We start from the raw sequence: 12,419 nt of genomic DNA, 5'->3' as shown, positions 1-12,419 counted from the left end.
TGCCGAATATCGTGCCAAATCCGGTCTATTTTCGGTAAAGTCCTTGTAATGAACGCTTTCCTTACCCAGTTAAACCTTATCATTCGCCAGGAACGAGGCCTGACCCTGCCATTTTGGTAAGGGTTCTTTCCATTTTGGCAATCTCTGCGCTGGTCAGGAACGGCTTAGAAGCTTACGGCCAGGCTGGTGGTCAGTGCCGTGTTTGTCCGGCTGCGGCCGCCGGCGGTCTCAAATAGGGCATCCCGGCTGTTGTACACCTTGCCTTCAATCCGGAACAGGGCATTGGGGGTAATGGCGTAATCGTACCCCAGGGAATAGCCATAGGTACGAAATCCGCCGGGTGTTCCGGTTTCGCCCACCACCACCCCATGGCGGTCGTCGTAATATTCTATACGGCCATTGAGGTAGCTCCGGCCGGTAGTTTTCAGACGGGCAATTACGACCGGCGAATACCAGATGTAGGCCCCCGTTCCCTCGCGCTGGTTGGGGTGGCCGTTACGCACCGGCTTGCGGTCGGCTCCGATGTCGAAGCCCAGGATGAGGCCAAACCGGCCATCGGCGGGACTGACGATGGCGTAGAAATTATTGAAGAACCGGCCCTGGCGGAGCGAATCGGGACGGTCGGAGCCCAGAAAGCTGCTCCAGTTGAGGGTCAGTCTACCCGACGGGCGGAACTGCACCTGCGTGCTGACAGACGGGCCGCCATAGCCTGCCGGCCGCCGGATTCGCTGCCAGCCGTTGACCACCGAGCCCAGCAGGGTCCACCGGCCGTTGGCACTGTTGTAGGTCAGCTTAGCCCCGGTCAGAAAGTAGGGTGAATTTTCGGCCAGTATGCTGCGGGTCAGCGTCCAGCAGTCTTTGGAGATCGCGCTTTCAAAGCCAATATGGGAGGTCAGCACCCCCGCATCAACCCATAAATTATGCGTTTCAGACAGCCGGACGCCCGCGTTGGCTTCAAGGATATTACGCAACAGGTCCTGTTCGGCCGCGTAGTTGTACTGGGCATACGTACCAACCTGAACCGCCAGGTTGCTTCGGACGGCCCGATTCCCGTACGCCAGTTTCACAAAAGCCAGGTTGATGTTCACCTCACGATTCCGCTTGTGATTGTAGAGAAAGCCGGGCCGCTCCTGTGTAATTTTGGGGGTGGTGAAATCATGAACGTAGTACGTTTCAACGTAACCCGTCACGGTCAGTCCGGTATGGGCCTGATTTGTTGCCGTTGTATCGGATGGCTGGGCAGAAGCGGTGAAACAGCCAGCCAACAGGCCAGCCACCAATGATAGGAGCTTCATCGGTTTCCGGATATGGTATCGAGTGCCCTGTTCAGTTGTTGTGCAGCATTTGTCAGTCCACGCCATATTCTGCCATTTTCCGGTACAGGGTGGTTAGCCCGATGCCCAGCAGCCGGGCGGCCTCGGTCTTGTTGCCTCCGGTTTGCCGTAGTACCCGCTGAATATGCCGCTGCTCTACCGTTGCCAGATCCAGCGCCGAGTCGTTGACGGGCACCCGCTCCTGCTGCATATCGTAGGGCAGGTGCTCGACCAGGAGTTCCGGTCCGTCGGCCAGGATCACCGCCCGCTCAATCACATTCCTGAGTTCGCGGGTGTTACCTTTCCAGGATTGCTGTTTCAGTTTGCTGACGAATGCGGGGCTAAGCCGGATGTCGCGCTTACCAATCTTGGCGGCTTCGCGCCGGGCAAAGTGTTCGGCCAGGGCCGGAATATCCTCCGGCCGCTCGCGCAGGGCGGGAAGGGTAATGGTGAACACCGACAGGCGATAATACAGGTCCAGTCGGAACGTGCCTGCCTGCGTCTGCTGCTCCAGGTTGCGATTAGTAGCCGCTATGACACGTACATCCACCCGCGTCGGCTTCGTATCGCCAACGCGGATAAACTCGTGGTTTTCCAGCACCCGCAGCAGTTTGGCCTGTAGGTCCAGCGGCATCTCGCCGACTTCGTCCAGAAAGAGCGTTCCTTTGTGGGCCTCGGCGAAAAGACCCTTCTGATCGCGGGTAGCGCCGGTGAAGGCTCCCGCCCGGTGACCAAACAGTTCACTTTCCAGAATCTCTTTGCTGAGCGCCCCGCAGTTGATGGCCACAAAAGGCCCCAGCCTTCGGGAACCCACCCCATGAATGGCCTGGGCAAAGACCTCTTTGCCGGTGCCGGTCTCCCCCATCAGCAACACGGTGGTATCGGTCACAGCCACCTTGCGGGCCAGACCAATCGCCTGCTGAATGGCGTCAGATTCGCCAATAATGTTCTCGAAGCTATACCGCCGGCTCACCTGTGCTTCCAGGTTCTGAATCCGGAACTGCAACTGCGCCTTTTCTACCGCCCGGCTCACCAGCGGAATGATTTTATCGTTGTCGTCACCTTTTACGATGTAATTAAAGGCCCCATTTTTAATAGCCGCCACGCCGTCGGCAATGGTGCCGTAGGCCGTCAGAACGATCACCTCAACGGCGGAGTATCTTTCTTTGATGTATAGGGTCAGATCAATCCCGTTTTTATCCGGCAGTTTCACATCGCTGATAACCAGGTGTACCTCTTCGTCGCTTTCCAGCAGGCTGAGGCCACTACGGGCATCGGCCGCTTCCAGCACTTTATAGTCCTCCAGGCTCAGCATCCGGGCCAGCAGTTTCCGGAGCCGGTCTTCATCGTCGATCAATAAAATGGTAGCAGTCAAGAATGCTGTTTTTAAACGCCGAATATACACCAAAACGAACACCGCTGCCCCCCCCGGCTGCTCTTACGCATCTTTGTTGGCAACGGGCTCGTAACGCTTTATCCCATCGCGCACCGATAGCGTCTGAACCGCCAGCCCACCCGTTTGCCGGTCAACGGTCCATTCTTCCGAAACTACCACGACATTATTCTGGTCGATGTAGTCGACAAGCAGGGAGGTTCCCTGTAGTTTCAGCAGGGCAAAGCCGTTGTAGCCTACGGGCATTCCCCGGATACGTTCCCGCACCCTGCGGTCATAGAGCCGTAGTTGCCCCAGATTACCCCGATTGGGTTCGCTGATTTCGACGGGCATACCGCCATGCCCCACGCACCGGCCCCAGGCCCGGATACCATCCGGAAAACCAAACTGATCATAGAACAGCAGGCGGTGTTCGTGGCCCCAGAACCAGAGCACCGGCCGGGCGGCTTCGCCCATGATCTCCCGGAGTTGCCGGCCGATAACGGGGTGATCGTCGCGGAACGACGAAAAATACGGGTGATGGCTCAGCAGAATGATGCCACGCGTATCGGTGGGGTCGCCCAGGCGCACGACATTGCGGAGCCACGCCAGTTGCTCGTCGCGGAAACTACAATCGGGCTTAAAAATAACCTCAAGAAAGGGGCGATTGGTGGAGGTATAGCCGGTATCCAGTCCGATGATGCGCCAGTGTTCATTTTCCAGACAAAAGAAACCAGCCTGCTGGGTAGCCACCTCGTCTCCCTTGCGGATGCGCATCGCCGGCAGCAATTCGTTAAAATAGGCCTTGCCATTCGAATACATTTCGTGATTACCCGCCAGGGCCAGACTGCCGTGCCGGCCGTAATGCCAGGATGCGTTGGCGTCGGTAAAATTGTCGGCTACCTCGCGGGGCGTACCCACAAAATACACATCGCCGAGGTGAATGGTGTAATCAGGGTCGTAGGTCGACACCACATAGGCCACCTGATCCGACTCGACGGTATCCGTCGCCCAGTCAGATAGCAGGGCGATAGCCACCGTGTCCTGTCCGGTGATCAGCGGGTAAATGCCGTTGTCGCCGTTGGCGGGATAAAACTGGTATGGAGCCTTACGGCCGAAGCGGCTTTTGAGGTAATGGTAGAAAAAGCCAAACAGGTTTGTCCAGAAAAACGCCCGGAGCACGTTGGTGGTCGACGCATCATACTGCTTTCTTTTTTCGTATAAGGCTACCTGGGTTTTCAGGTGATTTTCGGCTTTGGAATGGCCTAAATCGATATACTGTTTGGGGTCTCGTTTGTCGGGGTGTTGCGGGTCCATTCGGCTGGAATTACGGAAGGTGGTTACGTTTCCTTTTCGCTTAAAAATAAACGATTGGCCGCTTCAAACACTACCCACCGGCCCAATAAATATGCGTTACTCGTCCGCCATTGCCTCGCGAGACGGGCGAGGTGCGCATTTGTAATGCGCTAAAAAGACAACCCATACATCAAACGTGTGACAGACCGCTACGGTGAGCCGGCGCTGCTGCTCACGCGATACAATGGCGGACGAGCAGCGGCCAAAAAATAAAGCCAGACGACCTAAGTCATCTGGCTTCTTGTGGTCGTTCAATAAACGGTTAATTCCTAAAAACTATCAGATACTTTTCACAGTATCCCCGGTTATGAACGACTTACATATATATAACTCGCCCCGACACCGGATTGTTTGACAGATAGTACAAATTTTGTCAATTGTTAAAAATCGCCAATCCGACAAACAGCGTACGGTGCTATCTGGTGGCGCAGTTTTCACGCCCCCTTCGCCACCCGTTTGCTGCTGTCAGAATCCCAGGTTAGCCAGGTGACTGCCGCCGTGACCAGGGCCAGACTGACGACCACTTTGGTCACCACCCTTTGGGATTATGCTCCTACTCGGCTCTTCAGCCCTTCACAGCGAATAAACATAACCGTGCCGACGCGCGTTTTCACCTGCCGTTGACGAGCAGATTATCACCCTCCCGGCGGTTGGTGACGTAACTAAACTCCTTCCAGCAGGTTGATATCCCTATAGATTAGTATAGCCTACGAAGCCGTTATTTCTCCTTGCTCCAGGTAGGTTTTTACGTTCAGCACATCCTCCTTTACCAAATCCCGAAACATTGGATTCAGCAACCGGGACAGTTCTTTACCGGGTACGCCCAACGGAGCTTTGTAGGTGATCGCCACGTGTAACTGCGTCCCGTCGGGGTGATAAAACATCTCCACTTTTCCGGCATTCTCGATAACCGCGCCCGGCAGCGAACGCCAGCCCAGCAGCCGGCCCCGTTCTTCCTTGACAATTTCGGCTTTCCAGGTCAGGTGCCCTACCCCACCCGGTCCGGTTGCCTTCCACTCCGATGTTTTTTTATCCAGTTCCCTTACATACTCGATATGGCTCATAAACAAGGGCAGGTTCTCCAGCTTACGCCAGAAGTCGTATACTTCCATAGGGCTGCGACTGACCACCAGGTCGACGTGAATATTAATGTTGTCGCTGACCTCCAACGCCTGCCGTTTCTCAACGGCGCTGTGCAGGGGACAGTAGCCGGTTACGCCCCGAAACAGCAGGTATCCACCAATGAGCGCTTTGGGGAGGCTCACATCTCGTTTGGCAAAGGAGTTGAGCAGTAGCCACGAGCCGCCAACGGCCGAGAAAATACGTTCTTTAGGACCAACGTTCATGCGCTGGTTGAGCAGGATTGGGTTATAGGCATCTTTCATAGATATGCTTACTTGTGCGGATAGATATAACCACCGATAACCCGATGTGTTTGCAGCCGCTACACCAATACAGAACAGATAGCTACCGTTGCGTTGAATCTGCCTGACCAAAGTTAATACCAAGCCTAAAAAACTCTACTAAACTTTAAAAAAATATCAAATAAGTTTATACATTTGCTTAATAGTAAACTTATTTATTTGACCGATAAATTCCCAACGCCATGACGTTACGGTTAGAGGCCAGGAGCACGATGACAATGCCGACAATCAATCAGGCCCGGCTCTTCGGAACCGTCTTACTGAATCTGGTTGCGTATCTGTTAGTTGCCCAACCCGATACAACGGTTACTGTACGGCACAACCTGATGCATTACGCTGAAGCTGGTGGCCTTGCCTCAGGCTCTCCTCAAACGCCGTTCTGGCTGAGAGCCAATCAATACGGCATTGTGCCCCTCAGTAGTCCGGCCGGTATGGTGCGGGTCGGCAGCACCGGGCATGTCACCTGGCCTGCCGGCCGGCTGAAACCCAGTGTGCGCTATGGTATCGAGGCCATAGGGCTCCAGACCCGAACGGCTGCCGTCATTATACCGGAAGCCTTTGTCAGCGCCGGTTTGGGTAAATTCCACCTGTATGCCGGTCGGAAACGCGAAGTGATCGGCCTGGGCGATTCTACGCTATCGTCAGGCTTCTACTCCTGGTCGCAAAATGCCCGGCCAATGCCGAAAGTTCAATTCGGCACCAACGGCTTTGTGGCCATCCCATTCACCAGGGGGATAGTCGCCGTTAATGCCCTGTATGCCCACGGCTGGTTTCCCGGCACCGACTCTATGCAACAGTCCTACCTGCACCAGAAAACGCTGTACGGCCGGATCGGAAAACCGGGCTGGCGGGTAAAACTGTACGGGGGCCTGGTGCATAATGTACAATGGGGTGGCTACTCCCGCTTTTTGGGGAAGGGCCTTTCCCGCAACGGCCGTTTACCATCTTCCCTAAAAGATTACCCGTACGTTATTATTGCCAAAGAACCCAGCCAGTTGGAGACAGACAATTACTCCCGGCACGACCGCATCAACCGGTTTGGGAATCATGTCGGCTCGATGGATATAGGCGTTGAAATAAGCCTGCCTACGTGGACTGCGCTGACTTATTACCAACACCCCTTTGACGATAAATCGGGGCTGGCGCTGTACAACCTGCCCGACGGCCTGTATGGTCTTTCGCTCAAACGCCGGCAGCCGGCACCGGCAGCATTTTTCAGCCTTAATCACCTCCTGGTCGAGTACCTGACCACGCTCAGCCAGAGCGGCAGCACGGTCGATATTGGAGATTCGCATTACGAAGGGCTGGATGACTATTTCAACAACTTTCAGTACCTGGATGGCTGGACCAGCGGCCGGCGGGCTTTGGGAACCCCCTTTCTGACGCCCCGACGCGAGGTAAGGCAGGACCTTCAGGCGTTGCCGGGTCGGGCCTGGGCAATTAGCAACAACCGGGTTCAGTTGCTTCATGCCGGCTTTGCAGGCACGTTCAGGTCACGGGCCGCAGTAGAGGTTTTGGTATCGCTCAGCCGTAACTACGGGCTGTTCCGGGTTCCGTTTCCGGCAGTTGTCGGGCAGTTTTCGGGCGTCGCCAGAATAACGGTGCCGGTTTCCTGGCTGTCTGGTGCGCAGCTTGGAGCCGCCATAGCGGTAGATCAGGGGCAACTGCTGCCCAATAACCTAGGGGGTTGGCTTAGCCTACGCAAAACATGGAGCCGGAAATAGCCAGCTCATATCACCGAAAATAATAGTGCCACTGTAAACAAATAATAAAATGGGAAAACGATTTATCGTTCTGGATGGCTTCAGAGGAGCCTTTGCGTTAATTGTTGCGCTGTATCATTTTAAACCCGGACCGGGCCTCGTTGGCAAAACGCTCCTGATTGCCAATGGCTGGTTTTTTGTGGACTTCTTTTTTGTCCTGAGCGGCTTTGTGATTTTCTACAACTACAGCAAAATGAGCCGGTCTGAGGAACAACTCTCGTTTTTGTACAAGCGCTTTTTACGGCTATACCCTCTGCATTTTGGTATTTTACTAGCCTTCCTTGTCTTCGAAATTCTGAAATATTTCCTCTATAGTTCGGGACACTTTAGCAATCCACCGTTTCAGGACGAAAATTTTGTATCGTTCCTGGCTAACATATTTCTGGTTCAGTCGTATGGACTGTCGATACCTGCCCTCGAGCACTTGTCCTGGAACACACCGAGCTGGTCAATCAGTGCCGAGTTCTTCAGCTATATTGTGTTCTGCTTCACCATTCCAATTATCAACCGCTTGAAAGTCTCGGGCCAGTTACTCACGTTCCTGGTGTTCTCGTTAGCCTCGCTGGTGTTCCTTATCATCGCGAATGACGGCAGCACCAGCTTAAAAATAGGGGCTCATTTTGGTATTTTTCGCTGCTCGTACAGCTTTTTCCTGGGTTGTTTCGCCTGTATCCTCTTCAACGAAGTGTCCTGGTACCAGCCTTCAACACCAACCCGGAACATGGTTATCTTATTTACAATAGCCGAAATAAGTATCCTGTGTTTGTCGATACTGATGGTCTGCTATTTACCCTATAACTATAGTTATATAGCTCCGGTGGCTTTCTTCTTCTGCATCTTTATCTTTTCGTTTGAACTGGGCTGGTTATCGGGTGTACTCAACAACCCCTTTACTCAGAAGCTGGGCACCCTGTCGTACTCCATTTACATGGTTAATGCCCTGATAACCGTCTTTTTTGAGATTCTCCTGCTACGCGTGGTGAAAATCAAATCGCCGTTGCTGTACGATCTGATGATTATCCCGTACCTGACGGTAATCTACCTGGTTTCACTGGTTACGTATCAGTATCTGGAAGTGAAGGGGAAAGTCGTTTTGCAGAACTGGATTGAAAAGACAAAAAAAAGATTGGTCACCTCAACAGTGACCAACAACAGGTAACATTCCAGAATACTAATTACACTTTTGCGAACTCCCGGTGGTAGGCAGCTTTATAAAGCTCCTCCTCCGGGAGACTCTTAAAATAATCATAGGTGATTTTAAGGCCTTCGGCCCGCGACATCCTGGGCTCCCAATCCAGTAACGCTTTGGCCCGGCTGATGTCGGGCTGCCGCTGTTTGGGGTCATCCTGAGGCAGGGGCTTGTAAATGACCTGTTGCGTAGTGCCTGTTAGCTTGATGATCTCCTCGGCAAATTCTTTGATGGTGATCTCCGAGGGGTTGCCGATGTTGACCGGGTAGGGGTAGTCGCTCAGCAGCAGCCGGTATATGCCCTCCACCAGATCATCGACGTAACAGAATGAACGCGTCTGACTGCCGTCGCCGAAGATCGTCAGGTCTTCACCCCGTAAGGCCTGCCCGATAAAGGCCGGCAGCACCCGGCCGTCGTTCAGCCGCATCCGGGGGCCGTAGGTATTGAAGATCCGTACGATGCGCGTCTCCAGCCCGTGAAAGGTGTGGTAAGCCATCGTCATCGCTTCCTGAAAGCGCTTGGCTTCGTCGTACACGCCCCGCGGTCCCACGGGGTTTACGTTGCCCCAGTAGTCTTCGTTCTGGGGGTGAACATTCGGGTCACCGTACACCTCCGAGGTGGAGGCAATCAGTACCCGTGCCCCTTTTACCCTGGCTAAGCCCAGGCAATTGTGGATACCCAGCGAGCCTACCTTCAAGGTCTGAATGGGTATCTTCAAATAGTCGATGGGACTGGCCGGTGAGGCAAAATGCAGGATAGAGTGCAGCTCGCCTGGTACGTGAATGAACTTGGATACATCGTGGTGATAAAACTCAAAATTTGGCAAGTGGAACAGGTGTTCGATGTTGCGGATGTCGCCGGTGATAAGGTTATCCATCGCAATGACATGGTAGCCTTCTTTGATAAAGCGGTCGCAGAGGTGGGAGCCCAGAAAGCCGGCTCCGCCGGTAATCAGAATTCGTTTCACGGTGGTAGAGATAATTGGTTAATTGATAAAATGTCTTCTGGAGAATGCGATATGGCACAGTACCACAACGGGCTCCACCATGTAGCGAAACCACATCCGGTGGGGCTCAGCAATCAAACGGAAAAGCCACTCAAACCCTCGTTTAGCCGCCCACCGGGGGGGCGTAATTACTTTCCCGGCGATGTAATCAATGGTAGCGCCAACACACCAGATCACCTGGCAATGTACCAGCGCCTTGTTGCGGAGTATCCAGCTTTCCTGACGTGGCATTCCCAACCCCAGCAGGATTACGTGCGGTTTCACCTGCTCCGCAATAGCCAGATATTCGTCGTCCGGGCGAAAGCCATCTATTCCGACTAATTCCACGCCGGGGACCAGCGCTTTTATTTTTTCAATTCCGGTTCGTTGCGATTCATCGACCCCGCCAATCCAGAGCACCCGGTACTTTTGTTGCCGGCAATGGACAAAGAAGTCGTAATAAAAATCCAGAAACGTTATCCGGTCCTTATTAGAAACGGGATACCCCAGCCCTCTGGCCAGCCAGGTAATCGGCATTCCATCAATGTAGTTGATATCGGCCTGTCGGTAAAACTGGGCCATGGTTTTATCACGGACAGCTACATAAAGGCCGTGCAGGTTCGTGTACCCGATGGTTCCCACGGCGGCTTTGCGTTCGACAAAGTCATCGATCCGCTCAAAAAGTGCGGCCGGGCTGATCGCATCTATTGTATAGTCCAGAAGCCTGATTCGGGTTGAATCAGTATACGTTTTCTCCATACATTTTCTGCTTTAGTGGTTTGGTGGAAAATGCAGTTATAATCTTTTCGTACTTTTTCATGACAATACTGACGTCATATTCTTTGGCTCGTTCCTGAAGCATCGTTTTGGGCAGAGGATTGTCCAGCGCATATTTGATGGCATCGGCCAGGGCCGGCACGTTGCTGACCGGCACTAAATAGCCGTATTTGCCGTCGGCTAAAATTTCGGACGGGCCGCTTTTACAATCCGTAGAGACAATGGTTGTACCGGCCGCCAGGGCCTCAACCAGAATATTGCCGAACCCTTCCCATTTGGACGACAGCACAAACACATCCGCTTTGTTAATCCAAGCCGTTGGTTTGCTCTGAAACCCAACCAGCCGCACGAAATCGGCCAGTTTGTAGCTGTCGATTTTGCGCTGCAGTTCGTAGCGCAGCGGTCCTTCACCAATGATCAGCAAACGCACTGGCCTCAACTGATTGAGCTGGTAAACTGCATCGATAAGCAGACCAAAATCTTTCTGTTCAGTCAGTCGGCCAACGCCAACAATAACGGGATGCTCTTTATTAGCTAGCCAGGGATCATCTACCGGCTCGTTTGCCTCGGTGAGCAGTTTGGCCGAGAAGGCCGGATTATAGATTACCGAGATCGTTGAGCGGGGAATCAGGGCCACTTTGCTCAAGTCATCGGCAACACCCTTAGACACGGCAATAATAGCGTCGGCAAAGCGGTACAAAATCGGTATCAAACCAAAGCTGAGCTTATAGGCCGACAGGGGAGATTTGTTGAATTCTTCGACCGTGTTGCTGCGTTCGGAGATAATAATTCGGGTTTCCACCCTCGCCAAAGCCCTGGACAGAAGTGCGATGTTATTCAGGTGGGGGACCGCCGTAAACAACACATCCGGTTTCTCCTTTTTCAGGTAACTGGTCAGAAAGCGAATCAGCGAAAGCCGGTTGTCAGATTCTAAGCTGACCATGCGGATACCTTCGTTCAGGATGTCCCGGTAATGGCCTCCCTGCCGGCAAAGCACCACGGTTACATCATACCCATTGGCGTACAGGTAATTGGCGACATTGACCATCATCCGTTGCACTCCACCCTGATTGAGGTTTAAATAGAGCAGTGTAATTTTCATACAGTATATCAGCTTGCAGATTTATAAAGTGCAGGACGTATTTTCGCCAGGCCATTGTCAATGGAAATAGCCAGAAAAATAACCCAGTAAATGTTATTGTGCTTCAGCAGAAAGGTCTCAGTCAGGCTGAACAAAATGGTAAAGCCAACGAGGATAATACCCCAATAGTTGTACTCCGTTGGGTCTTGCCGGATGGAGCGGTAATTCAGTTTCCAGGCTTTGTGTAGTATACCCAGAAATAGAAACAGGCCAACTAAACCGAGTTGTAACATCACATCGATAAAGCCGTTATGCGCCTGCTGCGGATTCCACTCGGTTCGTAACCATAAGCTGTTTTCCAGTACATTGGGCACCCAGAAAGCACTGTAGCCATAGCCAAGCAGCGGAGCTTTACTGATATACTCAAAAGCCAGTAGCCATAGTGGTATTCTGCCGGTGAATGAGGTGTCTCTGCCGATAGCCGAGAAGAGCAATTCTACGTAATAAAAACCGATGGGAAGCAGGACCACAATAACCGCAAACGAAAGAATAGTAATAGCCAGTCTTTTCTGGTTGAATTTTGCCGTTGTCCAGCGCAGTAACCGGTACAAACAGTATAAGATAAACAGAATAACCAGGGAAGTGGCCGAGTCGGACTGTACCACTAAAAGCACCATTCCGAGAAGCACAACATACGGCAACCAGTTGCGGGTGCGGATACTCCGTAAATAAAAATAGGTCGATACGCAGCAAATGCTGCTAATACGGCCTAAGCCATTTTTGTGAAAGTAAACACCACGCCAGGAACCTTCGTGTACCCCCTGGGCAATGCCATACGCTGGCATGAATAGTATAGCGAGTAAGGACGAGACAAGGATGAGTATGGCCAGGTGGTAAAACATGACCAGCAACTGACCTTTGTTAAATCGCAGGGCCAGATAAAATGAATAAATCAGGCACATAATAAAGGACAAGACACGCCGGGCCGTTACATCAGGCACCTGAGACCAGAACATTGAAAGCGTAGTAAGTGTCGCTAACACCAGAATTAGTTTGTTTCTCTTCAATATCAGGGTAAGCCGAGGCAAAACCTTCGTGATTAATACAGCAAAAACGCCATAGCTTGCGTACCAAAGCATTTGAACCAGACCACCGGCGC

The 12,419-nt window shown here is 52.7% G+C and carries 10 protein-coding genes; 2 read left to right on the top strand and 8 right to left on the bottom strand.

Features of this window, described 5'->3' with window-relative positions; translation table 11 throughout:
* Positions 1-164: 164 nt before the first annotated feature.
* The 4 genes from ABD931_RS23830 to ABD931_RS23815 form a co-directional block, all read right to left on the bottom strand.
* Positions 165-1,295, bottom strand: coding sequence for a porin (locus tag ABD931_RS23830; RefSeq protein WP_345270525.1), 1,131 nt, complete (start codon positions 1,293-1,295; stop codon positions 165-167).
* Positions 1,296-1,347: 52 nt separating this feature from the next.
* Positions 1,348-2,688: a sigma-54-dependent transcriptional regulator gene (locus ABD931_RS23825; protein ID WP_345270524.1), complete on the bottom strand. Its 1,341-nt coding sequence runs from the start codon at positions 2,686-2,688 to the stop codon at positions 1,348-1,350.
* Between the two features lie 63 nt (positions 2,689-2,751).
* A complete protein-coding gene (locus ABD931_RS23820) occupies positions 2,752-4,002 on the bottom strand; it encodes a metallophosphoesterase family protein (RefSeq protein ID WP_345270523.1) in 1,251 nt (416 codons plus the stop codon).
* Positions 4,003-4,748: 746 nt separating this feature from the next.
* Positions 4,749-5,426 (bottom strand): SRPBCC family protein, encoded by a 678-nt coding sequence (locus ABD931_RS23815; RefSeq protein ID WP_345270522.1) that lies wholly within the window; start codon positions 5,424-5,426, stop codon positions 4,749-4,751.
* Positions 5,427-5,647: 221 nt separating this feature from the next.
* Between ABD931_RS23815 and ABD931_RS23810 the strand changes: the two genes are divergently transcribed.
* On the top strand, positions 5,648-7,189 hold the full coding sequence (locus ABD931_RS23810; protein ID WP_345270521.1) for a capsule assembly Wzi family protein: 1,542 nt from the start codon (positions 5,648-5,650) through the stop codon (positions 7,187-7,189).
* Positions 7,190-7,238: 49 nt separating this feature from the next.
* Complete coding sequence (locus ABD931_RS23805; protein ID WP_345270520.1) at positions 7,239-8,387, top strand: acyltransferase family protein; 1,149 nt, start codon at positions 7,239-7,241, stop codon at positions 8,385-8,387.
* 16 nt (positions 8,388-8,403) lie between these two features.
* On the opposite strand, the gene ABD931_RS23800 is transcribed toward ABD931_RS23805, so the two are convergent.
* Genes ABD931_RS23800 through ABD931_RS23785 form a run of 4 tightly spaced genes read right to left on the bottom strand, consistent with a single transcriptional unit; the run spans position 8,404 to position 12,276 of the window.
* Positions 8,404-9,384: a UDP-glucuronic acid decarboxylase family protein gene (locus tag ABD931_RS23800; protein ID WP_345270519.1), complete on the bottom strand. Its 981-nt coding sequence runs from the start codon at positions 9,382-9,384 to the stop codon at positions 8,404-8,406.
* Between the two features lie 18 nt (positions 9,385-9,402).
* Positions 9,403-10,161, bottom strand: coding sequence for a WecB/TagA/CpsF family glycosyltransferase (locus ABD931_RS23795; RefSeq protein ID WP_345270518.1), 759 nt, complete (start codon positions 10,159-10,161; stop codon positions 9,403-9,405).
* A complete protein-coding gene (locus tag ABD931_RS23790; protein ID WP_345270517.1) occupies positions 10,142-11,281 on the bottom strand; it encodes a glycosyltransferase in 1,140 nt (379 codons plus the stop codon). Before ABD931_RS23790 ends, ABD931_RS23795 begins: the two co-directional genes overlap by 20 nt.
* An 8-nt stretch (positions 11,282-11,289) precedes the next feature.
* A complete protein-coding gene (locus tag ABD931_RS23785; RefSeq protein ID WP_345270516.1) occupies positions 11,290-12,276 on the bottom strand; it encodes an O-antigen ligase family protein in 987 nt (328 codons plus the stop codon).
* Between the last annotated feature and the right edge of the window lie 143 nt (positions 12,277-12,419).

It is taken from the genome of Nibrella viscosa, assembly GCF_039541875.1.
Taxonomy (GTDB): Bacteria; Bacteroidota; Bacteroidia; order Cytophagales; family Spirosomataceae; genus Nibrella; species Nibrella viscosa.
This window is presented reverse-complemented; position numbering and strand designations above follow the sequence as displayed.